The 25,759-nt window shown below is 38.5% G+C and carries 19 protein-coding genes; 3 read left to right on the top strand and 16 right to left on the bottom strand.

The window, feature by feature from the left end:
* Positions 1 to 8: 8 nt before the first annotated feature.
* Positions 9 to 713 (bottom strand): peroxide stress protein YaaA, encoded by a 705-nt coding sequence (yaaA, locus tag CQA58_RS06010; RefSeq protein WP_115569823.1) that lies wholly within the window; start codon positions 711 to 713, stop codon positions 9 to 11.
* Positions 714 to 715: 2 nt separating this feature from the next.
* Entirely contained in the window at positions 716 to 1,021 is a 306-nt protein-coding gene (locus CQA58_RS06015; protein WP_115569824.1) for a tetratricopeptide repeat protein, read from the bottom strand.
* A gap of 106 nt (positions 1,022 to 1,127) precedes the next feature.
* Between CQA58_RS06015 and CQA58_RS06020 the strand changes: the two genes are divergently transcribed.
* The gene (locus CQA58_RS06020; protein WP_115569825.1) at positions 1,128 to 2,252 is read left to right on the top strand and encodes a metallophosphoesterase; all 1,125 of its coding nucleotides are present in this window, start codon (positions 1,128 to 1,130) and stop codon (positions 2,250 to 2,252) included.
* Here the strand turns inward: CQA58_RS06020 and CQA58_RS06025 are convergent.
* The 5 genes from CQA58_RS06025 to CQA58_RS06045 all read right to left on the bottom strand — a co-directional run bounded on the left by CQA58_RS06025 (position 2,249) and on the right by CQA58_RS06045 (position 8,409).
* The gene (locus tag CQA58_RS06025; RefSeq protein ID WP_147288615.1) at positions 2,249 to 2,809 is read right to left on the bottom strand and encodes a DUF2393 family protein; all 561 of its coding nucleotides are present in this window, start codon (positions 2,807 to 2,809) and stop codon (positions 2,249 to 2,251) included. The two genes, CQA58_RS06020 and CQA58_RS06025, sit on opposite strands and share 4 nt — an antisense overlap.
* Positions 2,810 to 3,883, bottom strand: coding sequence for a prohibitin family protein (locus tag CQA58_RS06030; RefSeq protein WP_115569827.1), 1,074 nt, complete (start codon positions 3,881 to 3,883; stop codon positions 2,810 to 2,812). It abuts the gene before it with no gap.
* A 2-nt stretch (positions 3,884 to 3,885) separates the two neighbouring features.
* The gene (locus CQA58_RS06035; protein ID WP_115569828.1) at positions 3,886 to 4,806 is read right to left on the bottom strand and encodes a branched-chain amino acid transaminase; all 921 of its coding nucleotides are present in this window, start codon (positions 4,804 to 4,806) and stop codon (positions 3,886 to 3,888) included.
* A gap of 65 nt (positions 4,807 to 4,871) precedes the next feature.
* Positions 4,872 to 6,350 carry a DUF2779 domain-containing protein gene (locus CQA58_RS06040; protein ID WP_115569829.1) on the bottom strand — a complete coding sequence of 493 codons (1,479 nt, stop codon included), beginning with the start codon at positions 6,348 to 6,350 and terminating at the stop codon, positions 4,872 to 4,874.
* A 13-nt stretch (positions 6,351 to 6,363) separates the two neighbouring features.
* On the bottom strand, positions 6,364 to 8,409 hold the full coding sequence (locus CQA58_RS06045) for an AAA family ATPase (protein WP_115569830.1): 2,046 nt from the start codon (positions 8,407 to 8,409) through the stop codon (positions 6,364 to 6,366).
* Positions 8,410 to 8,531: 122 nt separating this feature from the next.
* Between CQA58_RS06045 and CQA58_RS06050 the strand changes: the two genes are divergently transcribed.
* Complete coding sequence (locus tag CQA58_RS06050) at positions 8,532 to 9,470, top strand: Fic family protein (RefSeq protein WP_245942787.1); 939 nt, start codon at positions 8,532 to 8,534, stop codon at positions 9,468 to 9,470.
* A 2-nt stretch (positions 9,471 to 9,472) separates the two neighbouring features.
* Here the strand turns inward: CQA58_RS06050 and CQA58_RS06055 are convergent, their stop codons facing one another.
* The 7 genes from CQA58_RS06055 to CQA58_RS06085 all read right to left on the bottom strand — a co-directional run bounded on the left by CQA58_RS06055 (position 9,473) and on the right by CQA58_RS06085 (position 21,867).
* The gene (locus tag CQA58_RS06055; protein ID WP_115569831.1) at positions 9,473 to 9,736 is read right to left on the bottom strand and encodes a Txe/YoeB family addiction module toxin; all 264 of its coding nucleotides are present in this window, start codon (positions 9,734 to 9,736) and stop codon (positions 9,473 to 9,475) included.
* A complete protein-coding gene (locus CQA58_RS06060) occupies positions 9,717 to 9,986 on the bottom strand; it encodes a type II toxin-antitoxin system RelB/DinJ family antitoxin (RefSeq protein ID WP_115569832.1) in 270 nt (89 codons plus the stop codon). Before CQA58_RS06060 ends, CQA58_RS06055 begins: the two co-directional genes overlap by 20 nt.
* A gap of 49 nt (positions 9,987 to 10,035) precedes the next feature.
* On the bottom strand, positions 10,036 to 11,922 hold the full coding sequence (locus CQA58_RS06065; RefSeq protein ID WP_115569833.1) for a BspA family leucine-rich repeat surface protein: 1,887 nt from the start codon (positions 11,920 to 11,922) through the stop codon (positions 10,036 to 10,038).
* 63 nt (positions 11,923 to 11,985) lie between these two features.
* Entirely contained in the window at positions 11,986 to 13,326 is a 1,341-nt protein-coding gene (locus CQA58_RS06070) for a BspA family leucine-rich repeat surface protein (RefSeq protein ID WP_115569834.1), read from the bottom strand.
* A gap of 284 nt (positions 13,327 to 13,610) precedes the next feature.
* On the bottom strand, positions 13,611 to 14,984 hold the full coding sequence (locus CQA58_RS06075) for an McrC family protein (RefSeq protein WP_115569835.1): 1,374 nt from the start codon (positions 14,982 to 14,984) through the stop codon (positions 13,611 to 13,613).
* Entirely contained in the window at positions 14,984 to 17,017 is a 2,034-nt protein-coding gene (locus CQA58_RS06080; protein WP_115569836.1) for an McrB family protein, read from the bottom strand. Before CQA58_RS06080 ends, CQA58_RS06075 begins: the two co-directional genes overlap by 1 nt.
* A gap of 62 nt (positions 17,018 to 17,079) precedes the next feature.
* Positions 17,080 to 21,867 (bottom strand): autotransporter outer membrane beta-barrel domain-containing protein, encoded by a 4,788-nt coding sequence (locus CQA58_RS06085; RefSeq protein WP_115569837.1) that lies wholly within the window; start codon positions 21,865 to 21,867, stop codon positions 17,080 to 17,082.
* Positions 21,868 to 22,022: 155 nt separating this feature from the next.
* Between CQA58_RS06085 and CQA58_RS06090 the strand changes: the two genes are divergently transcribed.
* Positions 22,023 to 22,934 (top strand): helix-turn-helix transcriptional regulator, encoded by a 912-nt coding sequence (locus tag CQA58_RS06090; RefSeq protein ID WP_115569838.1) that lies wholly within the window; start codon positions 22,023 to 22,025, stop codon positions 22,932 to 22,934.
* A 57-nt stretch (positions 22,935 to 22,991) separates the two neighbouring features.
* Here CQA58_RS06090 and CQA58_RS06095 read toward each other — a convergent pair whose 3' ends face one another.
* Complete coding sequence (locus tag CQA58_RS06095; RefSeq protein WP_115569839.1) at positions 22,992 to 24,407, bottom strand: GmrSD restriction endonuclease domain-containing protein; 1,416 nt, start codon at positions 24,405 to 24,407, stop codon at positions 22,992 to 22,994.
* On the bottom strand, positions 24,404 to 25,570 hold the full coding sequence (locus tag CQA58_RS06100; protein WP_115569840.1) for a DUF262 domain-containing protein: 1,167 nt from the start codon (positions 25,568 to 25,570) through the stop codon (positions 24,404 to 24,406). The genes CQA58_RS06095 and CQA58_RS06100 overlap by 4 nt, the downstream gene beginning before the upstream one ends.
* Between the last annotated feature and the right edge of the window lie 189 nt (positions 25,571 to 25,759).

Here is a 25,759-nt window from a genome sequence, read left to right on the forward strand (position 1 = left end):
ATCAAACCTTAGAGGATACAAAAAGTTAAAGTGGTGCAATTTTTTGAATTTTTGATCCCCTCACTTTGGATTCCATACTCTCTCACCCTCTCTTCAATCCCCTCAAAACCCCTATTTAGTGCCAACTCTCTTAGCACAATCCCACGATAGTATTTCCCAAAATGACTAACTTTTTTGCCATTTTTGTAAAACTCCATTGAGTAGTGATGAGATTTTGGCATATAGAGTTTTTTGTAAAACTCTGCCCTCAAATCTAGCACAAACTCCCCCTCCAAACTCTCATCAATCTCACTCTCTTGCTTTTGATAGACTTCTTTTGTGCTAAAGGAGGCAAACCCCTCTCCTTGCTTAAGCTTGTAAAATGGCAACAACTCCTCTGCACTCACTGCTCCAAAAAGATTGCTAAAGATTAGGGTGTTTTTGCTTAGCCATTGCTTGGAGTCTTGAGGGAGTGAGGGGAAATCTAGTGCATCATAAGCCACTCCACTATATAGCTCTATGGCTTTGCCTAGCTTTGGCTCTTGGGTGATATGGCTTAGGGCTTGGGCGACTTCTGAGAGCTTAGAATACCCCATCGCTTTGGCAATCTCCCCCTCACTTGCACTAGAGATAAACTCAAAATATCTCTGATAAATCCCCTCCACTCTCTCACTCATCACTCCCCTTTGGCTAGGGAAAATCTTGCCCTCAGAGGGGGAAAATAGGATTTTCATTGCTATCTCCCCAAATCCTCATATATCACGCCCAAAAGCACACACACTTGCATCTCTCCATTATCACACGCTTTTTGAAAGTATTGCATTGCTTTGGGTTTGCTCTTTTTCACCCCTTCACCCTTATCATACATTACTGCAAGATTGAAACACGCCTTTGCATTCCCCTCATTGCAAGACTTCTCAAAAAGCTCAAACGCACTCTTAAAATCCCCTCTCTCATAAGAGCTTTTTCCTTGCTCTAAAGCATTGAGGGTGCTATTTGCAAACACAAAACTTATCAGCCAAAACAAAATTATATTTCTCATCAAAAACTCCTTTTATCCCAAATCATAACAAGTATAGATAAAACTCTATACACAAAAAATCTATTTTTTGCTACATTACGCAATATTTTTGATTTAAGGATTATTTATGAGTTTAGAGAAAATGCTTATTGTGATAGTTTTGGGGTGTTTGATGCAAGTTTCTGTGTATTTTGGGCTTTTGCGACCAGCTTTTGGAATCTCATACAAATGGGTTGCTCTATCCCTCTCTTCTTTGCTCTCCCTTTGCTCGATTGCCTATATTATTTTTATCCACAATGCCAACTCTTTCACGCAAAATTTTTCCCTAGCTTTGGGGATACTTTTTATTTTCTTTAGTTATTCTCTTATCTCTTGGCTTGTCTTTGGGATTTGCAAGTTCTTTTTGCCCAATGCTTTGGAGTTTCAAAGGCTTTGGGCGATAGGTTTAAGTCTTTTGGCGTGTGTGAGCATTGTTTTTGCTCTCTTTCAAGCCTTGCAACCCCCCAAAATCTACACTCAAAATCTCCACCTCAACAATCTTTCCACCCCCCTAAGAGTCTTGCAACTGAGTGATTTGCATATTGGTGGAAGCTATCTGACAAGCAAAAAACTTGAAAAAATCATCGCCCAAAGCAACGCACTCAAGCCTGATTTGATCTTGCTTACAGGAGATATCATTGATGCTCCAAGTCAAAAAGTGCTTCCTCAAATCCATCTCCTAAGCCAACTCAAAGCAAAATATGGGGTATTTTATGCTCTAGGGAATCACGAATATTTTTATGATACAGACAATATCTTAAAAGAAATCCAAAAGATGGGGATAAAAACTCTAGTCAATGAAAACTTTGTCTTAGAGGTGGATTCAAAGCCTATTCTCAATCTTGCAGGGGTTGCTGACTTTAATGCCAAAAAATATCAAAAAAACTTTCCAAACAAGCATTTCATCTATCCTGATTTGGAGAAAACAATCAAAGAGTTAAATCCCTCTCTGCCAAGTATTTTGCTCTCTCATCAACCCAAAGTGATTGAGTTTTTGCCCTCTCCCTCGCCTTTTTCTCTCATCCTTAGTGGGCATACGCACGGAGGACAAATCTTTCCTTTTAACTTCCTTGTCAAGATTGAGCAACCTTTTGTCAAAGGGCTTTATCAAGAAAAAGATAGCTATATTTATATCAATCAAGGCACAGCGTTTTGGGGGATTCCGATGAGATTGGGAAGTGAGTGTGAAATCACACTTTTTGAGTTAAATTAATCTTTTTTTCCAAAGCAAAATACTTTGCTCTCATAGTGTTTGTAATCAAAATCATTAAAAGTGGTTTTAAAGTTTTGGGTTTGCCCAGCTTTTAAAGAAGTGTCAAACTCATAGCGATAAGTGTGAAGTGAAGAAAAGAAGTTTAAAATCTTATTTTTGGGATAGATAGGATTGCGAATCGCATTGAGGACATAAACACACTTGCCAATCTCTCTTTTGCCTATATTCTTAACATCTGCATCGACAAAATACGCAGGAGCATATTCTAAAGATTTGTTCATACGATAATTTACTTGAGTTTTATAAAAAAACTCTTGGGAAACATAATACATCCCCACAGGAGTTGCAAAAAATACCAAAAAAGCTAGGAGTTTAAAGAATTGAGGGATAAAAAACCTCACTCTTGCAAGTAAGCACCCTATCATATACAAACAGACAAAAACTATAAAGCAAATCAAAAAAATCAAGAAATCAAAAGGTGTGAGGATAGAGAGAATGCTAAGGAAAAAATCCTTAGCCAAAAATATGTATTCTCTAATTATTTCGATGAAATGCACTTAGTTACCTGCACTCATTGATTTTTGGCGACTTTTTGAATCTACCCAAAGGTTTGGAACTACACCATTGGGGGTAAGGAAAATTTGAGCATCTTTATTGACTTTGAGAGCTTCATTGAATTTGCCTTGCACCTCAATCTGTCGTAATTCCAAAAGTCGATTTGTCAAACTATCAGCAATTGTCTTGTTTGCCTTGCTTTGAGCATTTGCCTCGATCAAAATTGCATCTGCTACACCTTGAGCCTTCACACGATTTGCCTCTGCCTCTCCTCTAGCAAGTGCAGCGACTTTCTCAGCTTCTTGCTTGGCTTTATCCACTTCATATCTCACTCGCTCAGATTCTTGTCGTGCGATTTGCACTTTTTCAATCTGCTCTCTGATATTTGTAGGCAAAACAATCTCTCTAAGCTGGACTGAATCAAGCTTGACAGGGGAGTTTGGAAGCCTTGAGATTTCATCTTGAATATTGGTGCTAATGAGTTGAGCAATTTCATTTCGCTTGATTGGAAGCTCTTCAGCTGGATAGCGTCCTACCACGCTTCGCACTACATCACGCACCACAGGATTGATAATCTTTTGCTCCCAAGAAAGCCCATAAGTAGCGATAGTTTGAGGGACTTGAGAGGGGTTGAGAGAGTATTGAACGGTAAGCTCAATAGAGACTGAAAGCCCTCTTGAATCCATTACAGAAATCGCATCATTTCGGATAATCCCTTGATTTCTCCCCACTACTCCCATATCTTCGGTGCGTGAGAAGTTGATGATCCTTACTCGCGTATCTACTACAATCACATCTTGCAAGATTGGGACAAAGAAGTGAAATCCTGGTTGCAATGGAGTATTATCATACTTTCCTGCTGTAACCTTAATCCCCACTTCTCCTGAGTTGATTACCACAAAAGGACGCATAACAATAAGCAAGAGCAAAAGCACTCCTGCGACAATCAATCCTACAAGCTTCTTCCCACCAAAACCACTTATTTGAGGGCTGTTTTCCTTCTTTGGTTGAGGGCTTCTCCCCTCATCTCCTCCTAGATTTTTCTTCCTTAAGTGTTCATTTAAATCAATTGGCATTTTTACTCCTTAATATAAGTTAGATAATCACAAAAGCGTTCATCTTCGCCTCTTACCATAGAGAAAAATTTCTCTTGTAAGAAATGTGTGAGGGGTTTGCTCTCCCCAATTTTTCGGAAATCTAGCTCATTGATTGGCACAATCTCAGCAGCAGTTCCCACAAAAAATGCTTCATCAGCACTATACACTTCATCTCGTGTAATATGGCGTTGCACTACTTCAATCCCCTCAATTCTAGCTAAAGCAATGACACTCTCTTGAGTGATTGATTTGAGAGTGTTATCCCAAGGTGGGGTAATCAAAGTCTTATCTTTGACGATAAACACGCACTCCCCACTCCCCTCAGCCACCATTCCATTCTCATCTAGCAATAAGCATTCTTGAAATCCACATTTGTGAGCCTCATACCTTGCCATTTGAGAGTTGAGATAATTAGCTGCTACTTTGGCTTTGGAGAGAGAAGAGTTAGCTGAATTGCGTCTAAAAGAGCTAGTTTTGACTTTGATTCCTTTGCTCAAACTTTCTTCTCCCAAATAATTGCCCCACTCCCAACACGCCACGATCGTATGCACAGGGGCATTCCAATGAGCAATCCCCATACTTCCATAACCTAGATAAATCAATGGGCGAAGATAGACACTCTCCTTGCCACTAAAAGCATTGGCTCTAAGAATATCTATCTGAGCCTTGCATAACTCCTCATAGCCAAAAGGACAATCAATCGCAACAATTTTGGCAGAATCAAGCAATCTTTTTGTATGAGCTTCAAGCCTAAAAATTGCCAATCCCCTCTTTGTCGGATAGGCTCTCACACCCTCAAACACAGAGTTTCCATAATGCAAAGTATGACTTAGTACATGCGTTGTAGCATCTTTCCAAGCAACCAAATCACCATCTTTCCATATCCATTGAGACTCATTCATATCATCTCCTTAGTTTTAAGAAGCTCTAATTCTAGCAAAACTCATACAACTCTTATTTTTTATTTTTATTTTTCTATCGCTTCTTTTAACTTCTCCAATACTTTTACCATCGCCAAAGTATCAAGGTAGCAATACTTCAGTAGTGCTTCTCTATATGCTTCTCGCTCCTTTTGAGGCAGTAGATGAAGCGAAGCATACGCACTCATCGCCTCTCCCCCATCGTGGATAAGCTCCAAATCCTTATAAGCATTTTGCATTTCAGGGACAAGGGCAGGAAGAACCTTTTTGATCGAATAGCTCCCCTTCATTGCAGGGTGATAGCAATCTTTGTCAGCAAAAGGAGTCATCAAATCGACAATATTTGAAGCAAGGTTTTTTAGCTCTTGGGAATACTTCCCAAAAGCCCTAGAGAGCTTGTGAATCACCCCTCTCTCAAAACTTGCATTATAAGCCATTAGCATTGCATTTTGAGGAATATCTTGCAATAAAGATTTAACTAACTCTTCTCTTGGATCGCTCCCCTCTTGAGCCAAAAACTCCCTATGCTCCAGCCTACCATCGCCATAATCAATATGCAAAGAATACTGAAAAGGGATTTGCTCATAGGGAGAAATGCCCTTCCATTGGGGAATGCTTTGCTGAAAGGTTTCAAAATCAAGATGATAGATTGGGTATTTAAGAGTAGAGAGAAAGGATTGGATTTTGTCTTTTTTGATGACAATCTGAGGATTTTTCTCTGAGAGAATTTGTAGCTTTTGCCCCTCATTAAAAGGAGACAAATCCTCTATTTCTTCAAGTTTGGTTATCCCTGAGTGATAAAGCTCAAATCGTTTTTCCCATTTAAGCTTTGCAATATCAAAAACGCTATAACTTGGAATCCCCCTTTGCTCCTCCCAACAATACTCACACGCATCACACTCATAGGGGTTGAGACAATGCATTCCTATCTCCACATTTGGCTCTTCGCCCTTTAGCATTTCTCTAAAATCTTGCAATCTTGAGGGAATATCTTTTTGCTTTTCTTTAACAATCTCACTTATATCTTCTATGGCAAAAAACTTCTCTAGCTCCAAACTCTCCCCACGCACATAATCACTATTGATATGCACCACATTGGCACTGCCTATCTCATAGCCAAGCCCATTGAGGACATAATATTGTATAGCTACATCATTTTTATAAATTTCTTTGACTGAAGTGGAGCTTTTAACCTCATAAATATGAGCCCTGCCCTCTTTGAAGACCAAAATATCCACCATTACAAGCACATCATCATATTTAAAAGTTGCCTCATAAATCACGCTCTTCCCCTGCTCTATCCACTCTTTACTCTGCTTGATTTTCTCATCAAAACTACTTCCCTCAAACACAATCTCTTTGCCATTGGGGAAAAGTGCGTGAGCCAAGCTCCCCACATCATCACCATTGCTAAAAATCGCCTCTCTTGAGCTATCTGGAGGTGTGATAACACTTGGTTTGCGTTTTTTAAGCCATAGAGATTTGGGACATTGCAATCCGCGTGTATAAAGTGATTTTGAGAACATTTTGATTCCTTTCTTAGAAATTTGAAGCAAAGCCTATGGTTTTGCTCTCTTCTTGATTTTTGATTTTTGCTTTTTTAAGAAGTCTTTGATAAAAATCCAAACCATCAATGATGGGTGAAAATCTCGCTTGGCGTGTGATTGTAGCAAAATCTCCTGCTGAAATGTTTGAAAGAGCTTCTACTTTTTCTTTGAGACTTTTATCCACTTTTAAGCCCAAAATCTCACACTCTTTAGAAAACAATCCCCAAACTTGAGAACTTTTGAGATATTTGAATTCTGCTTTGAGATCAAATCTCCTCAAAGAGGCCTTGTCAAGGTTGTTGATGAGATTGGTTGTAGCGATAAATATCCCATCAAAACTTTCCATTTGAACAAGCATTTCATTGACTTGCGTTATCTCCCAATTCCTCACTGCCCCACTTCTATCTTGCAAGAAACTATCCACTTCATCAAAGATTAAAACTGCATTGTTTGCTTTAGCTTCCTCAAAGGCTTGGGCGATATTTTGCTCTGTGCCACCCACATATTTATCTAGCAAATCACTTCCCTTTTTGAGAATGCAAGGTAGGTTTAGACTCTGAGCCAAATAGCGTCCATAGGCACTTTTTCCACTTCCTGCTACGCCATAGAGGCAAATCCTTGCATTAGGGTTTTGATGCAATCCCTTGAGGATTGAGTTTGCGTCAATATCGGCATTGATAAACCTTAAATCATAGCTTTGAGGGAGATTTGAGGATATTTTTTCTCTCTTATATCCCATTGCTTGAAGTGAGTTATCAATGTATTTAGCAAAAAGCTTTGAGCTGTTTTTTGTATTTGAAATCTCTACAAGCCTACTTGCTCTTTGCACCAAAGCAGGAGAGATTTTTTCATTGAAAGAAATATCTTCTATTATATTTCTATCAATGAGTTTAGAGCAATATTTTTGAAGCAATTCTTTTCTTTTGCTCTTAGGAGGGATAGGCAATTCAAGAATATAATCAAATCTTCTAATAATCGCTTCATCGATTTTGGAAATCTTATTGGTAATCCAAAAAGTAGGAATCTTATTGCACTCTAGTGAGCGATTGATCCACGCCTTGCCTTTTTGCAAAAATCTCTCATCGCCATAGAAAATATCTTCTGCCTCATCATACATCAAAAGTTTTTTGCCTCTAAGGAGATTTTGGGCGATTCTATAAGCTCCCATCCTTGATCTTCCCTCGATAAAATCCCCATCTTCATCGGTATAACTCACCTCATAAAGTGAGGCTTTGAGAGTTTGAGCAAGGGTCTTGACAAGCTCGGTTTTCCCTGTCCCTGCCTTGCCATAGAGCAAGATATTAACTCCCTCAATCTTTTTACTTAAAGCATTTTTAAGATAATTATAGATATTGCTCACATCTTCTTGAATATGATTGTAGTCTTTGAGGGTAAGCTCACTTTTGGAGCAAGGTTTGATGATCGCCTCAAAAAGCTCTTCAATCTTTGAGATTTTTCCAAACATTTTGAAGACAAAGCGTTTGTCGCTAATTTCAATCTCTCCATAGCGATCTATTTCAATTATGGCAGTTTTGCATAAGGTAGATCTAGGAGAAAATATCGTTTCAACCTCACTTCTAGAGATTTCTAACAAGCGTGAGAAATTTGTAATGAGATTGGGTAGATTTTGCTCTCTTGGCAACAAATCCATTGCTTCATCTAAAATCTTATATTGCTTTAAACAAAGCAAAAACTCTAGGATTTTAACCTCATTTTTTGAGAGATGAAAAAAGCTTTTGAGTTTGGCTAGATTGTCCTCCAAAGCCTTGTTCCCGCCAATCTTTAAATCTTGCATTTTCTGATATTTCTCTCTCAAAGCTCTAAGCAACTCTTGAGGATTGACTCCACGCCCAGAACTCTCAACCCCCTCTAAATCCAAGAAATGAAGTATCGTGTGATTAGAAATATACCCATCAATATCACAAAATCTTCTCAACCCATCTAATTCCAAAAGAATTTTTAGAATCCAAAACTTAAGCCTATCTTGCACTTCAGTCTCACACAAAAAACTTTCTACTCTTCTATGATGTCGTCGCATTTTCACTCCTTGTTTTTAAATATGAAAAGAAGTGTAATCAAACTTATTGGACATTTTATGTCTTAATATTTTATTTTTGAGTTTTTGTGATAGAATCAAGTCAAAAACAAAGGCAAAAAGTGATGAAAGTCCCTCCATACACAATCACCTCAAAGATTCTTACTCTCTCCACTCTGATTGCCCAAGAGCTTACAAAACTTGAACTAAAATCTTCGCACAAACCCTCACTTAAGCTTCGCAAAGAGAATAAAATCAAAACTCTAGCAGGGACTTTGGCGATTGAGGGAAATCATATTGGGGCAGAAAAAATTACAGCAATTTTAGAGGGGAAAAGGGTGCTTGGCACTCCAAAAGAACTTGCAGAAGTGCAAGGAGCAATCAAGGCTTATGAGAATTTATCTAATTTTAGATTTGATAGCTTAGAGGATTTGCTTATGGCTCATTCTATCCTTATGGGTGATATTTTAAATAATGCAGGGAAGTTTAGAGATGTTAATGTGGGAGTTGGCTCACACATTGCACCTCCTCCCAATTTGATTGAGGAATTGATGAAAAATCTCTTTGTATGGCTCAAAGAGAGCAAAGAGCATTGGCTTTTGAAATCGTGTATTTTTCATTATGAATTTGAGTTTATCCACCCCTTTGTCGATGGAAATGGGAGATTGGGGAGATTATGGCAAAGCGTGATTTTGAATGCTTACAATCCTATTTTCTCTTTTTTGCCTCTAGAAGCGTCTATCAGCGATTTTCAAACACAATACTATCAGGCTATTGAAGACTCAACTGCACTTGGGGAAAGCACACCTTTTATTGAATTTATGCTAGATTTGATTCTAAAAACATTGAAAAATGCCCAAAAAAGTAGCCAAAAAAGTAGCCAAAAAAGTAGCCAAAAAATCCTCTCCCTTATCGCCTCAAACCCCCATATCACAATCCTTGAAATCGCTAATACCCTCAATCTAAGCCCCTCGGGGGTAAAAAAGATTCTCAAATCTCTCAAAGACACCCAAAAACTCAAACGAATTGGAAGCCACAAAGGAGGGGTTTGGGAAGTGCGTTAGGGTTATTTATCGCGATAGTGAGAGCCACATTGCACAATTTGTATCATCTCATCTTTGATACGATAAACAATGCGATTACACTCATCAATTCTTCTACTCCAATAGCTTGATAAATCCCCTTTTAGTGGTTCAGGTTTGCCAATACCACTATAACCATTTCTCTCTATGTCTTTAAGAAGTGTCAAAATCTTTTTTAGAGTCTTTTTATCATTCTTTACCCAAAACTCAAAATCCTCCCAAGCCTCATCACTCCAAGCTTTGATCAAACTCTACCTCTCTGATTGTCCCACCTGTTGATTCCATTTGCTCAATAGATTTCTTCAATCTCTCCATATTGGCTTGAGAATAAAATGGATCGGCACAAATCTCAAAAGGAATGCGTCGCTCTCTTGCCACTTTTTTTGCAAAAATTGAAAAAGCCGAACTCATTGACAACCCCATATCCACACACGCCTGTTCCATAGCCTTTTTTACTTCAATATCAAGTTTAAAATTTACATTCACATTTTGTCCCATACAAAACTCCTTTTAAAATACTCCATTGTAAATCATTTTTCTTTATTTTTTATTTACGCTGTATCCCCTTTATCTCAAAAAACTTCTCCACTTGAGAATATTCACACCCCTCAAACATCCCTTCCACATTCTCCACGCCACTCATATCCCAACTCTCTATCCCACAAAACTCCCAATCCTGCCTACCACACTCAGCAAAAAGATAGCTCATATCCTTCACACCACTCACATCGATGGCATAGAGTGGGATTGATTTGTCTTTGATGATGAGTTTTAGCACGCTTTTGGTTTTGGGGGTGTAGATCTTAGGATAACTCGCAAAATCAAAAGGATAACTATGAGGGCAATCATCAATAAGACTTATTAGAGTATAGCCCTTTGGCACAAGATGATTGAGTGGATAGGTATAAGGAGTATCCAAAAACATATAAGAGTTTTGCACCATAGGGCAAATCTTCCAAGAAAACAAGGGTTGGTTGAAAGAAGAGTTTGCAAACATATATTCCATATATCTGACATTTGACACATTCCAAGAATCTATGGGCTGATTAAAATCACTGCCCTCAAACATCCCCTCCATACTCCACACTTCCCCCACATCCCATAAATCCAAGGGCTGATTAAAAGAAGAGCAATAAAACATACAACTCATATCTTTGACATTGCTGACATTCCAAGAGTTTATGGGGTGGTTAAAAACACTTTCCATAAACATCCGCTCCATACTCTCTACCTTCCCTACATCCCATAAATCCAAGGGTTGGTTAAAAGAAGAGTCGCAAAACATATAGCTCATATCTTTGACATTGCTGACATCCCAAGAATCTATGGGGTGGTTGAAAGAAGTTCGTGCAAACATATCTCTCATATTTACCACATTGCTGACATCCCAACTCTCAATCCCACTGAAATCATCTCGACTCACCCCACAAAACAAACCACTCATATCTGTGATGAGGGAAGTGTCAATATCGCCTAGATGGATATTTTTGTTGCAGATAAGTTTTAGCAATTCTTCTTTATCTTTGGGGTGATAGAGATGAGATGAGGGTTTTTGGATTGAGGGTTTGGTGGGGGTTATAAGGGATTGTTTTTGATACTTGGCGATGAGCTTCCATTTTTTCTTGCTCTCTCCTCTGCCCCAAGCACCAACCAACCCTTTGGCTCTACAAAACATTGTTTTGTATTTCTGAACTTTATCAAGATTCCACGATGAGAGAGAGTGGGTAAAAAAAGTGTAGGCAAACATATAATCCATATCTTCCACACACCCCACATCCCAAGAGGAGAGAGGATGGTTGAAAGGAGAGTTTCTAAACATCATTTTCATTGTCTTGACTTTGGAGACATCCCAAGACTCTAAGGAATAGTCAAACAAAGAATCACAAAACATATAGCTCATATCTTCCACATTGCTTACATTCCAAGAGTCTAGGGGGTGGTTAAATGGAGAGCTATAAAACATTTCGCTCATATTTTTGCACCCACTCACATCCCAAGAGTTTAGAGGTTGATTAAAGAGGGCGTATGCAAACATCCTCTGCATATCTTCTACCTTGCTGACATCCCAAGAAGAAAGAGGTTGATTAAAAAGAGAGCCACAAAACATATCCCTCATACTCTCCACATTCCCCACATCCCAAGAATCTATGGGCTGATTGAAAGCTGAATAATGAAACATTCCAAGCATATTTTTGCACTTGCTGACATTCCAAGAATCTATGGGCTGGTTGAATGATGAAGCCTCAAACATATGGCTCATATCCTCTACATTACTCACATCCCAATTCTCTATCCCTGAAAAGTCTCTGCGATGTGAGCAATCAAATAATCTACTCATATCTGTAATAAGTGAGGTATCAATATCTCCTAGATAGATATTTTCATCATAGCAAAGAGCTTGTAGCTCTTCTTTGATAGTGGGTTTGTATTTCATCCTTACTCCTCCATAAAAAATATTATGGAGAAAGTATAAGGATTTAGTGGGACATTATATGTCTTATTTGAATGGATTTTTATCTCCCCAACTCTCTAGCGAGTGAGAATAATCACAATCTGCAAAAATGCCTTCCATATGCTCCACACCACTCACATCCCAAGAGTCTAGGGGTTGATTGAAAGAGGAGCAAGAGAACATATGACTCATATCCTCTACATTTGCTACATTCCAAGAATCTAAGGGCTGATTGAAGGCTGATTCATAAAACATCCCACTCATACTCTTGACTTTCCCCACATTCCACGAAGAAAGAAGGTGGTTATACTTGCTTACAAAAAACATATATGAGAGATTCTCCACATTTGACACATTCCAAGAGTTTAGGGGGTAGTTGAATGATGAGGCCTCAAACATATGGCTCATATCTTTCACGTTAGCGACATTCCATCGATCTAGGGGTTGATTGAAAAGAGAGATATGAAACATATAACGCATATTTTCACACCCACTCACATCCCAAGAGTTAATGCATTGATTGAAACAAGAGAAGCTAAACATCCCCTCCATATTTTTTACCTTAGACACATTCCATAGGATTAGGGGATGATTGAAGCTAGAGTTGGCAAACATATAGCTCATATCCTCCACATTACTCACATCCCATTTTTCTATCCCCAAAAACCTTCTTCTCTTTGAATCTGCAAACAACCCACTCATATCTGTGATTTTTGAAGTGTCTATCTTGCCTAGATAAACGCTCTCATCTTCACATAGGACTTTTAGCTCTTCTTTGGTGGTGGGCTGATATACCTCTTCACTTATAAATCTAAAATTAAAATAAAGATTGTGATAGAGATATGCTGAAATCCCCTGCTCTAATGAGCCTTTGGCGTATTGATAGAACCAATTCTTGATGATTTTCAATCCACAAAAATACTCATACCCTGCAATACACATCCTCATACACTCCAAGCCCCTTCTTCCACTTGTTTTATTGATAAGCTCTGATAGCCAAGATTCACCACGCTCATATGGGATTGCGAGTCGAATGTATTTTTTGCTTTTTTTGTTGTATCTTTTTTCTTTTCTGACAAAGTCGTGCCAAATCCCTTCATTTACCTCTTTTGAGGCTAGATAAACCCCTATCAAAAAGAGCACTATCATGCGTTGTCTTCCATCAATGATACTATGCCTCCCACCCTCTCTACACACAATCATATCGCCTAGACAAAAGGAGGGGTTACCCTCTTCTTTGGACTTTTTTATACTCTCCAAAAGAGCTAGGATTTGCTCTTTGTTGCATTTGTATTTGCTCTCACTACTAGGGATTCTCAACAAAAACCCTTCATTTATAAGTCGTGGGATTGTGTATCTTTTGCTTTGATTTGGTGTATCTTGCATACTTCCTCCTTGTGTTTAGAAGGAAGTATAAAGATTTAGTAAGACTTTTTATGTCCTGATTTGAGGGGATTTATCTCATTCTCTCTTTCTGTATTCCCCAACCTCTGAAAAAGCCCCAATGAGCGAAATACTTGCTTGAATGACAATATCGCTTTTTGGGATAGCAGTAAGCATATAGATTCCCTTTTTGCTAAACACTTTGGGAAGAGTTCTGACTTTGGAATAATTTGTGGTCGTTTTTTTCGACAGCAAATCTTCAAACTCATATACAAGGCAAAAAAGCCTTATGGTTTTTCTATGGTTTCAATATATTTTTTTACTTCCTTAACTATTTTTTCCCTCATCTTCTCTTCAAGCTCTAAAATTTTTGAGTGAAAGTCTTCTGTGTTCTCTTTATCAAGCCATTGAAGTGGGAAAGAGAAGATAAGGATTTTTCCCTTTTTTTCATTATCGATTATAGCCTCTTCACAGCCACACTCTCCATTTTCTGCATTAGGGGTTATGAAGATTCCAAGATGACAATCATAGCGATACATATAGCTCATCATCTGATAGCGATCTTCTCGTGATATTTCTTTGATTTTACTGACATTTTTGTATTTGGCATCTATGATTGCTACAAGTTCATTTCCTTGCATAAGCTTGAAATCAGGACGCATCTCACCCAACGCATCTTCATCTCTAAAGATTTTATCGTCCCCATCAAGATTGCAATTTCTCACTTCAAATCCTTCAAATTTGGAGAGGATTTTGTTGTAGAGATAGGATTCCCACACCTCACTCATATCTAGGAAAAACCCTTGCCCCATAGATGAAGTTTGCAAAGTGGTGTTTGACTGCCCTTTTTGAGAGATGATGATTTTAGAGAGTTCAATAACTTTTTGATAAGCACGATTGAGGGGTGTGTAAGTGATATTTTCAATCTCTCTCATACTGATTTCATCTCTCACTCCAAAATCACTAAGCATTGAGAAATGCCCCTGAATGCTTGAGGAAAAAAGAGGAGAATCTGTCTTTTTGAGTATTTTATACACCTTACACAATGTGCGATTGATAGGTGTATCATAAGTGAGTTTGGGGTATTGACAATACATCTTGTGGGGAGTTGTGAGGTTGTGTATGATTTGCTTCCCCACATCTAATCGCCCTTTGAAATATGCAAGATTTTTACTCTCTCTGATATAGGTTTTGGGGATATGAGCTTGAGTGATTGCACTCTCCAATGCCCCAACCCACAAAAGAGCCAAAAACCATTGATTGTGAAACTTGTCTTGTGAGATTGAAGTAGTAGAATCTGTGAGATATACCCCCAAAGCATTAGCATAGAGGTAGTTTGAAACTTTTTCTCCAAAGCGTGGAATGATTGTGAGGGAGATTTGTTTCCCCTCAATGGCTGTGTTATAAAACCCGACATAGTGGGAAGTGAAGAACTTATAATTATCCTGATTGCTTCCCTCATAATAAACAATATCAAAGGCTTTTACTTCTGCCAAATTATCATTTTTATTTTTTTTCAAAAAAGAGTAAAAATGTCCTCTACGATAGTTTTCATAAAAATGAGTAATCATCTTAGACACATCTGTAATTAGAGGTCTATTTTTGATTTTATACCACTCCACCCCCTCCAAACGAGATTCTTCTAAGACTAAATTATTCACTAAATTGCCTTGATCCAAAAAATCTTCAGATAGTCTAATTTATCTGACACTTCTTTGCTATTCATAGAAAATCCAATATACTCTTCAATCAAAGGCTGAAGATGATAAATCCATAGCTTTTCCAAATGTGGAACTTTGATTATTTTTTCTTCTTTTCCTAAAAAGTCTCTGATTTTTGCAAAATATGCCTGTCCGATTTTACAATGAGACTCTAGCCCAAGCACCCACTCCCTTTTTAATCTTTCTTTATCCTCTTCTTCTATTTCTCCACTAATAAGAGCATTTAAGTCTTGACATCTTCCAATATAGGCATCAAGATTACCTATTCCTTTGCTCTTTAATATCTCCCCAATCACATCACAATCCACCCCAACTTCATAGAATCCAAACCTTCTCCTCAATGCCAAATCAAAGGTTGCAAGACTTTTATCCACATTATTCATCGTTCCGATGATATAGACATTGCTAGGGATGACAAAAGGCTCTTTAAAGTTTGGGATAGTTATCCCCTCGTCTCGATACTCTAGAGCATAAAGCAACTCACCCAAAACTTCAGAGAGATTTGCTCGATTTATCTCATCAATGATAAAGACAAAAGGTGTTTGTGAATTTGCACTTGCATATTCACAAAACTTCTTAAACTTACCACTCTCTACCTCATAAGTCAGACTTTTATATTTTTCTCCTGTTTTTGGGATGATTCCACCGATGAAGTCTTGATATGTGGTGTTTGGATGAAATTGCATAATATCCCATACAATAGGAGCTCCTGCAATTTTTTCACAAATCTCATAATCTAATTCTATACAATCTCCTCCCTTCTTTTCTTTTGCAATCTCACCAAATTGCCAATCCTTCAAATCGTCTTCTTTGTTTGACTCTTCCTGAGTAGGATGGAATGCTTCTTTGCTCCATTTTCTAATCAACTCTTTTGCACTATGGGTTTTTCCTGTCCCTGGCACACCATAGAGGATAACTTGTTTATGGGTTTTCAAAAGCTCATCAATGTTTGTCATATCTGTTTCTCCTAAAGTTAAAAGTGAGATAAGTAACGAAAGATGATGAATATTATCCTTGCTTAGTTGAAGTTTTTCCATAATCTTGTCGCTCACTTTTTTCCAAATTTCAGGAAAGTATTCAATCTTAGCATTAGTGATTTTCTCTGCATAACCTGATGTCTGCTCTCCCAATTTGAATTCTTTTTCTTTGTTTTTGTCATATAGAAGTTCTTTTAAATCATTCTTCTTGCTCTCAAAAATTTCACTCATAAATTCACTATCAAGAAAACTTCTAAACGCTCTTAAACTTAGGGGATGAATTACTTCATCTTTTTTTGCCCACATCCAAAGAAACTTAAGAGGAAAACGATAGGGAAGAATTTGTTGTTGAATATCGCCTTGTTTTTTTAAATATTCTTCTCCCATATTTGTTGGTGGATTGCTATCCCCCCTTGATGGATAATGAAGTGCCATACGAGAAATATATTTATATAAATTCTTATCCCATTCTTCCTTAGTATTTTTTGCCACTTTTACAAAATCCACATACTCCATCACATAAGTATTGTCAGTAAAATGAGAGTTGATCCCTGCATTCAATCCAAGCTCTAATCCCCCACTATAATCCTTATCCTTTGAATTGTTGCTTAACAACCTATAATCCTCAACTGCAGTAAAGCGATAATTTCTTTCTTTTAAATCCTGTATGGTTTTAAAATCATAAAACTTAAAGCCACCCATCATTGATAGAAATTTGATAACAAATTCTTTTTTTTCAGGAAAATTGTCATTTTTACAAACTGCTTCTGCCTGCTTAAAAACACCATAAAATCTTGTGCTATCAGTCCATTCTTCTCGACAAGGCAAAAAGATTTTTCTCTCTATTCCTTCAATTCCTTTAATATCATTGCTTCCTATAAAATCAAAAATTTTATTAACATCATCAAATCTCCCTTCAATCTCTCTCTTCTGCTTACGCAACGCCTCAAATTTTTCAGAAAGATACTCTTCCATCACGCTCTTATCAATATACATCTTCACTCCTCATTTTTATATTTTCAATTCACAATTATATCCACCCCCACCTTAAAACCCCCTTATCTCACTCCCACCTCCTCTTTTTTGCTTAAGGTTTTCTCTCCTAGCTCATATCTCATCCCAAAATTCACTTGATAATTCACATTAAGTTTCCCACCGAAGTTTTTCTCAAAGTTAAGATAGAGCGATAGAGAATCTTTGAGCTTGAAGTTTGAGCCGATATTGAGGGCAAATCTCATATCTTTATTGTGAAACTCTTGCCTTTGACTTAGGCTCTGTCTATCCCACATCACGCTATCCCCTCCACTAAAATAATCATAGACAAAGTAAGTCCCCACATAGATATTTGCCCTATTTCCTTTCATAAGACTTGAAAAATCATACCCCCAGCTCACTCCCACACGATTTCGCACTACCACTAAGCCCTCTTGTGTGATTTCAATCTCGCTTAGATTCATCTTCCCACTAGAGAAATACGCCACACTCCCCTCATATTGTGGCGTGATACTCACTCCTGCAATCTCATAGCTATATCCCACCTCACTAGAGAGTGCAAGGGCGTAGTTTTGCATTGATGAATCTTCTTGAGTGGGGGCATAAGTGGTATCTGTGAGATAGAAAGAGGCTTTGAGGATACTATCATTATACCACCCACCCTCTTGGATAAAGCTATTATATACCCCCACTTCCACAGCGTTGTTTTGCACCTTTTCAAACCCATTAGATTCGCCCACTCCATAGCTATAAGAGAGATATGCTCCTGTGAAATTTTTCGCCCCCTCACTCATATAGCTCACATAGTCATACCCTGCTTGAATCGTGGCATAAGCGATACTCTCCCCCTGCAAAAACTCCCCTCCAAACACTCTCCCCCACACGCCACTCTCACTCTCTCCACCCCACCTAAGCTCTCCCATACGCTTAGAGAGGGAGTTGAGATTGACAAGATAGAGTGAGCTTGGGGCTAGAAGGGTTTGCTGAGAGGATTTGGCAAAGTCCTCTTGTATCTCTTTCTCCACCATTGATTCCCCCACATAATAGCTATCCCCATTATAGTCATAGCGTGTGATTTTGGTTTGGGTGGAGAAGATTTTGGATTTGCTCTCTCCTTGCGTGTAGATACTCTCGCCATTTTTTAGCCCATTAAACATCACTTTGTCCTCATACTCCACTTCCATACTAGGCAAAAGCACTTCTTGAGTAGAATCTTTGACATAGGCTAGAAGTGTTTTATCTCCTTGTCTAGAGTTTGCTGAAGTGTTTTGGATACTTAGAACTCCTTCAATTGGAGAGAGGGCTTGTCCTTGATGGGTATAGATTAGGAGCATATCGCTTCTTTGCACCAACCCCTCAGCGATTTGCACCCCTTCCACATCGCCATCATACCTCATCACAAACTCATATTTCCCCACTCCAAGTCCCCTCTCTCCCTCTCTTCCAATCTCTAAGAGTTTGAAATGCTCTCTTGAAGAGCTATCAAAATCCACTTTGATTCTATCCATTGCCCCCACCCCTTCTAGTGAGGCAAGATTGCCTAGAGTATAAAGCTCTTCTACTAGTGGCTTTCCACTCACTCCCCAAAACAACTCACTGCCATCACTTGCAATCATTCTAATCACACCACTCCCTCCTATGCCCCCTGTTTGGGTTGAGCTTTGAAATCTTAGAGTTCCATCAAGTTTGATTCTCTCATAGGCTTGAGCGTAGAGGGCATAGTCTTTGTTTGAGCTATCAAAGTGGGTTTCTCTCCCCAAAGAGAGTGTAGAGTTTTCAAACATTCCTATACTTGCACTCACACCCTTTGCATTCTCCCCTATGTTGAGCTGATAAGTATTGAAATCTACTGCCACATCCTCTATGGCAATCACCTCACGATCATAGCCTAGCCCACCTTCTCCTGAATAAATTGCATCTATCACTCCCCCTCCCTCAAAGCTCACGCTCCCACTCCCACCAAACCTCATCAAATGTTGCAATCCTCCACCATTGATAAAGCTCGTGCCATTGCCATCTGGAGTAGTGCCATTAGGACAATAATCTATATAAAGAGAGTTTCCAACATTGAGATACAAACTCTCTCCATTCATCTCAATATCAATCAAAGCATTAGCTCTATCTTTGCCATAGACAAGGCTAGAGTGATAGAAACTTAGTTTTGAGTTTGGGTTGTAGAGAAGATAGTTTTTGTAGCTAGGCTGATAGAAGTTTTGAAACTTAAGATCTGTTCGCATAATGCTTAGCTCTCCCTCACTCCCTTGAGTGTATATCCCATAAAGCTCTCCATCTTTTGGGGTAAGCAAGATTTTTGTATTCTCACTTCCTTGAGAGAAAATCTCTTTATCTGTCGTGATTAACATCTCTGAATTATTAACATATTTCCCCTCTATGATGATTTTTGAAGTGCTTTGGAAAAATATCCCTGCACTCTTTTGTGAGCGATGAAAGTCTTCATATCCCTCTCCAAGATAGAGATTTGTATTCTCAAACCTTAGTGAAATATGAGGGCTAGAGAGTGTATGAGCAGAAGAATCAGAGTTTTTGAAGACAAAAGAGCCATTAGAGAAATGCAAAGTAGAAGTAGTATCAAATACACCATATTCTACTTTGATTCCCTCATTGTCTTGAAGGATAAACCAACTCTCTTCCCCCATAGCAAAGTGAGGATTTGCATTCTCTCCTAGCACGATTGCTCTAGCCTTTTCCCCTCCACCATCTAGGATAATTTTGGCTTGATTTGAAATCAAAAAGTTTGAATCCCCACCAAAATACAATATCCCTGCATCATAGAAGGCATTGACAAATCTTGTAGTGCTTCCACTTCCAAAAAAATACCTTCCACCCAAATCATCTTGAAGTGTATAGGGTTTTGTAGAGGGCAGAAGCTCTGTGGTGCTATTGATAAGATTGGCTGAGATTGTGAGATTGGCATCTCTATTATAAAAGGTGTAATAATCCTCTGATTGCACTTCTTTGGGAGAGAGAAACACGCTCCCTCCATACAAATCAATATCCCCACCTGTGGCATAGAATGAATAGCTTAGAGGTGCTGAAATTGTGCTTTGGCTTAGGCTATCATAGAGAGCCAACCTCAAAGACTCTCCTTTGGGGTTGAGATAGATTCCATAAGCGATTTCACTCCCTTCTAATGAGAGGTTGTACATCACTCTCCCCTCTCTTCTACTCCCATAATCCAAAGATACTGCCTGATATCCTGTGAAATTCACTTCCCCTGCTCCGATACTTAGCCCATATACATCTCTCCCCACAATTTTGCTATCACTTGAAAAGTAGGGCTTAGGTGCCATAAAATCTACAAAAATCTTACCCTCTAGCCTTGCTCCTACCACATCTCCATTGGGATGAGAAAAATTCTTGACTGCAAACTCTTTGGCATTCAAAGAGATAGCGTGAGGGTTTGTGAGAGAGGAGAAGTGCATCAAATAGAGTGTATCGTTTTGGGGTGTAAGTAAGAAGCGAGAATAAGTATTTGCATATCCACTCTCATAAAAACTAGCATCGCTTGTCATAAGAAGCCCACTTGCAAAATCATATTTGAGCCTAAAGCTCTCATCTGCATCGCTTCCAAAGTTTGCATACAACATCGCACGCTTCCCTGAGCTATCAAAGTCTTGATAGTCCCCATAGTATATCCTCACCATCCTGCTCTCTATCTTCCCACCAAGTGCCAACATCACATAGCTTCCATAAGGCTCTACTCCCACATTTTGATTCACTCCTCTCATCTTATCAATGCTGACAATCCCCCATCCACTAAAACCTATATAGCTTCCTTGTGCGTTTTGCTCTATCCCCATTCCTATACTCATAGAGCCCAAGCTTCCAATCGTGCCAAAAGAGAGGGTAGAATCCACAAGAGAAAAATACACTCTATTGTTTCTGTTGTGAGTGGTTTCATCATTGCTGATATAAATCCCAAAAGATTGCTTATCTCCTATAATGCTATCAAACCTCACACTAGAGCCTATCAAATCAAATGCCAAATCCCCCTCTCTCCCTGCTCCCAAGCCTATGGCGTATTTGGAGTTGCTAATGTCTTTGAAATGGATTGTAGAGTTGTTAAGAGTGTAGTTCTGCGATGATTTATCTTCAGATACAAACCCTGTGGCAGAAAATCCTTGCAAGGAATCAAACTCAATTAAAGAGTTGTTTTTGAGGGTGAATGCATTGCTATAACCATTTGCAGATCCAATCCCCCAAACAGAATACGAACTACTAATCTCTCCAAAGCTTAGTGTCCCATTGTTTAGCTCAAACTCTGATTGCCCTATCGTGTATGTGATAGGATCACTCAAAAGCCCTCCATACACCCTTGCCCCCTCAAATCTCATTCTCCCACCCCCTCCGATATAAACTTTCTCACTTTCATAAAAATAAATATATGCCTTAGGAGTTGTGATATAGCCTTGTTCCTTATCAACGATGAAAAGATTTTCAAAAACGACATTCCCTCCAGAGCTATGGAAAAGATAAGAATCAATAGTATTAAACCCCATTAGCCTAAATCCCCCATCACTTGAGCCTACCACGTGGTGATTCCCTCCTGTGATTTTCATCCCCACAACCCCCTCTTCTCTTTGGGGATTTTCCACTCTTAGCTCACCACAAATTTGAGTATCTGTATCTACTCCCAAATCTTTAAAAAGGATTCCCACACCATTATAAACTTCTCTATACTCCCCACTTGAGGTGATTTTCCCTTTGGGAATATCCACCACCAAAGTCGCCTCATCTTTTGTGCTCTCTTGGACAATCTCTACATATTCATCACTCTCACTTCCATAAAGCACACAAGCCAAAGCAAGCGAGCAAAAGCATAATCTTTTCATTTTTTACTCCAAAAATAGTTTTTGACTATCTTAGGAAGAGAGTGAGACAAAAAGTGTCCCCTCAATCTAAAAAATTTCAAAAATTTTATTTTAAATTAGACATAAATTGTCCCAAAGTCAAAGATACAATTCTCTCAAAAAACTAAGGAGGAAATATGCAATACCCCAAAAACAAAAAATATTCAAGGATTGAGGAGATTTATCATCTCCTAGAGCAAAACCCACAAGGGTTAAATATCAAAGAGATAGCAAGTGAGTTTAGTGTCAGCCAAAAAACCATTCAAAGAGATCTCTACAATGAGCTTATCCCACTAGGGGCTTACAAAGAAGGGCGATATTGGAAGATCAGCCCTGCCAAACGTCACAGCCTCCTAGAAGTGGAGCAAAAAAACATTTTGGGGGTTTTAGATAGTTTTGCTAAAAATATGGGGGAGAGTTTTGAGTGCAAAGCCCACAAACTCCTCTCCACCCTCTCCCCCACGCTCCCCACTCATCTCTATACCCACCTTGCTTCTCAAAAGCTTGAAGATTCAATGCTTGAGAAAATCCAAAGTTTGCAAAGACATATCTCAAACTCCAAAGAAGTAAGCTTCACATACAAGGGCAAAAACTATCAACTCAAACCCCTCAAAGTCGTATCCTTTGAAGGGTATTGGTATTTGCTAGGATTGGATTGCAAAGAAGGGGATAAATTCAAAAAATTCATTCTCTCTGAAATCAATTATCTAATTGAACTTCCACAAACTTTTCAAACCGAGATTGACATCAACCACGCACTTAATCAAGCCCATAGCATTTGGTTTGAGCCAAATCAAAACTATCAAGCAAGATTAAAAATTTCTCCTTGCTACAAACACTATCTTCAAAGACAGCCCCTCAAAACCCAAAAGATTCTAGGAGAGTTTGAAGATGGCTCTATGGAGATAGAAATCAGCTTTAGCCACGATATGGAGCTTTCAAGTATCTTTATGAAACACTTCCCTCACATCTCTATCCTCTCCCCTAGCTCTTTGCAAACCTCAATCCTTGACGAGATAAATGAGAGTTGCCAAACCCTCCTGCCCTAAGTGGAGGGGTGCTTTCATCACTTTTGCATTTTGATCAAGCAATCCTCTTTTTAAAGATTAAAAATACAAAAGAGAATCCTCTAGGATTTTTATCATTTTGTTTTGGTGTTCCTCTGCCATCTGCAAGCTCCACACTTCCTCAATCTCTGCATACGCTAATACCATTTTCAAACTCTCTACTTTGCCCTCTTTGATTTGCTTGATGATTTGCCTTTTCTTCTCTTTGACGCTCTTGGCATTGAGGGAAGAGTTGAAGTTTTGAGAGATGAGGGCAAGATTGCCAAATATATTTTTGCTTTTTTTGCTCCAATCCCCCTCACTTGCCCTGCTTTGGGGTTGAATATGCTCTATGGAATTAAGTCTTCTAAACTCATAGCTCTCTGCAATCTCTGCAAAACTCTTCTCACCTATCCTAATATCCCTATATCTCTCTCTATTTTTGTAAAGATAGTAATCAAGCCGATAAAACCAATAGTGCAAAACCTCTACTCCACGATTTAAAAATCCCCATTCTTTGTGTTTTTTACATCTCAAATTATCAAGCCTCTCAAGATAGGGGATCAAGTCCTCTTTGGGTGGGGATTGCTCTATGACAAAGGCTAAAAACTCTTTTAAAATCCTTCCCCAACTTTTTTTGCTTCTTGCTATGGCAAGATAGGAGAACAGCTTGATATATTCCCCCCTCCATTTCTCTTCCAACTCCTCTCCTAGCCTCTCTTCCAACTTCTCTTCTAACCCCCACACTCCCTCACTATCCCTTCTTGGAAGATACAGGCTCACTTCCTCTAATCTCTCAAAAAATGCTTCTATCTCCTCTGCACTTCTTCCCTCAAATGCCTCTAATAATCCCTTCCCCTCTATCTTATCTCCAAAATTACAAAGCTCCAAAGCGATAAGCAATAGCCACGAGAAACCCACCACACCTCTATCACACACCCTCTTGCATTTTTGCCATATCTTTGCTTGTCGGCTATTATTAAATTTTCTTAAAAATCTTGCTTTGAGAATATCTATATCTTCAAAAGCCTTTTTTGTATTTTGCACTCTAAGGAGTGTTTGGTAGAGATTGCTTTGAGATTTTAGTTGTGTGAGAGAAAAGCTTAATTTTTCTTTGAAAAATCTTTCAAAATCACTTTTGTTTCCTATCTTTGCTATTTTTGATTTAAGGATTGCTAAGGCTTGTTTGCTTCTTTCATTTTCACTCCAATCCCTCTCACTGCCCTCAAGCAAATCCAAAATCATTTTACATATCACTATCCTTTGCCACCCATCAAGGATTTTATACACCCCCTCTTCCTCATACACTAGCACATTACCCAAAAACATTTTCCTATCTTTTGAAAATGCGTTTTGTATCTGCAAGAAAAAGTCTTCAACCCTCTCACTCTCCCACACAAACCCACGCAAGAAGGGAGAGGGAGCAAACCCCTCAATCTCCCTAAGAGCACAAAGCGACACACTTTGGATACTCATTGCTCCCCTCCAAATTTGGGGATATGGTATTGCTCTCTTTCTTTGGTTTTGATTGTATAAAGCTCTTTATTTTTTAGCTTTTCTTTTTTCTTATTAGATTCTATTTTTTTAGAAAGTCTAAAAATCGCCTCTCTTTCGCTCCCACTATGATAGAGGATTGCCAAAAGTTCCTTACCCCAATCTCTTGCACTGCTTCTTGTGATTTTTTGTTGCAAGGGCAATGAATACACACAGCGAAAAATCCACAAATGTGCTATGGCAAGATTGCTTTCTCTAAACTTATCAAGATAGACTAACATCATTAGCTCATAGATAAATCGCAAGTATTTTGAGTGCTTTTTGAGTTCTCTCCATATTGACATCTCCTCCACTTTATCAAGCAAAGAATCAAAATAAAACAGATATTCAAAAAACCCTCTCCCCTCGCCAAAATCTCTCAAAATCCCCATATCTTGATATGAAACTGCTCTAAACCTCTCAAACTCTTTGCCAATGTTAGGGCAAAACTCTTGATACACCCATTCACTAAACCCCTCATCTCCCCTCACTCTCTCACTGCTTTTATCTCTTATCCAAACTCTCCCAAGACTTAAAAGCTCATAAAAAAGTTTTCTTCCTCTCCTGCCATCTGCTCTTTGCACGATTTCATCAAACTTTTTTGAATAATTCTCTATTTCCCCCTCATTTTTTTCTATCATTTTGCCAAGATGATAGATTTTGATTCTCTCATAGGCTTCTTGCTCCTTTGATTGCTTTTTGTCAAAAGAAGGACATTCATCATCACTATCATAAAACACACAGCAAAACTCAAGGTTTTTCATAATGCACTCTCCAATCCCCACTTTTTCTCTCAATTTTTCACTGATAAATTTTTTGATTTTTTCCTCTTCCACTCCAAGCTCACCAAAGCCACTTTCTATCCCAAGAGTTTTTAGGATCAAAGATAAAGTGCCAAGCCTTTGCAATCCATCGATAATCTCACACCCATCTTCACATTTCAAAAATTCCAAACTCCCCATATACATTTTGCCCTCAAATCCACTGAAAATATCCTCTAGCAACTCCTTGCATACTTTCTCCCTCCACACATAATCCTGCTTATAGGGTGGGATAAAAATCTTCAATTCAAAAATCTCTCTCAAACTCAATGCTTCAACTCTCATATATATACCTTTAAGTTTTTTATCTAAACTATTCTATCGATTTCTAGGTGTGATACCCAATACACATTTTTCACTCTTTATCTCCAAGTCAAATTTTTCTCAAAACTTTTTCTTTAATATCTTGATTTTTGCCACCTAAATTAGGATTTCACACTCACTATACCCAAACATCTCTTTCACCAAAACCCC

Origin of the sequence: Helicobacter brantae (assembly GCF_003364205.1) — a bacterium.
Lineage (GTDB): Bacteria > Campylobacterota > Campylobacteria > Campylobacterales > Helicobacteraceae > Helicobacter_G > Helicobacter_G brantae.

Bases quoted from the DNA above. Each gene is read 5' to 3' on its own strand.
- CQA58_RS06070 (WP_115569834.1), bottom strand. From the start codon at position 13,326: ATGCAAGATACACCAAATCAAAGCAAAAGATACACAATCCCACGACTT.
- CQA58_RS06035 (WP_115569828.1), bottom strand. From the start codon at position 4,806: ATGAATGAGTCTCAATGGATATGGAAAGATGGTGATTTGGTTGCTTGG.
- CQA58_RS06040 (WP_115569829.1), bottom strand. From the start codon at position 6,350: ATGTTCTCAAAATCACTTTATACACGCGGATTGCAATGTCCCAAATCT.
- CQA58_RS06090 (WP_115569838.1), top strand. From the start codon at position 22,023: ATGCAATACCCCAAAAACAAAAAATATTCAAGGATTGAGGAGATTTAT.
- CQA58_RS06095 (WP_115569839.1), bottom strand. From the start codon at position 24,407: ATGAGTATCCAAAGTGTGTCGCTTTGTGCTCTTAGGGAGATTGAGGGG.
- CQA58_RS06045 (WP_115569830.1), bottom strand. From the start codon at position 8,409: ATGCGACGACATCATAGAAGAGTAGAAAGTTTTTTGTGTGAGACTGAA.
- CQA58_RS06060 (WP_115569832.1), bottom strand. From the start codon at position 9,986: ATGGGACAAAATGTGAATGTAAATTTTAAACTTGATATTGAAGTAAAA.
- CQA58_RS06050 (WP_245942787.1), top strand. From the start codon at position 8,532: ATGAAAGTCCCTCCATACACAATCACCTCAAAGATTCTTACTCTCTCC.
- CQA58_RS06085 (WP_115569837.1), bottom strand. From the start codon at position 21,867: ATGAAAAGATTATGCTTTTGCTCGCTTGCTTTGGCTTGTGTGCTTTAT.
- yaaA (WP_115569823.1), bottom strand. From the start codon at position 713: ATGAAAATCCTATTTTCCCCCTCTGAGGGCAAGATTTTCCCTAGCCAA.
- CQA58_RS06080 (WP_115569836.1), bottom strand. From the start codon at position 17,017: ATGTATATTGATAAGAGCGTGATGGAAGAGTATCTTTCTGAAAAATTT.
- CQA58_RS06065 (WP_115569833.1), bottom strand. From the start codon at position 11,922: ATGAAATACAAACCCACTATCAAAGAAGAGCTACAAGCTCTTTGCTAT.
- CQA58_RS06100 (WP_115569840.1), bottom strand. From the start codon at position 25,570: ATGAGAGTTGAAGCATTGAGTTTGAGAGAGATTTTTGAATTGAAGATT.
- CQA58_RS06030 (WP_115569827.1), bottom strand. From the start codon at position 3,883: ATGCCAATTGATTTAAATGAACACTTAAGGAAGAAAAATCTAGGAGGA.
- CQA58_RS06015 (WP_115569824.1), bottom strand. From the start codon at position 1,021: ATGAGAAATATAATTTTGTTTTGGCTGATAAGTTTTGTGTTTGCAAAT.
- CQA58_RS06020 (WP_115569825.1), top strand. From the start codon at position 1,128: ATGAGTTTAGAGAAAATGCTTATTGTGATAGTTTTGGGGTGTTTGATG.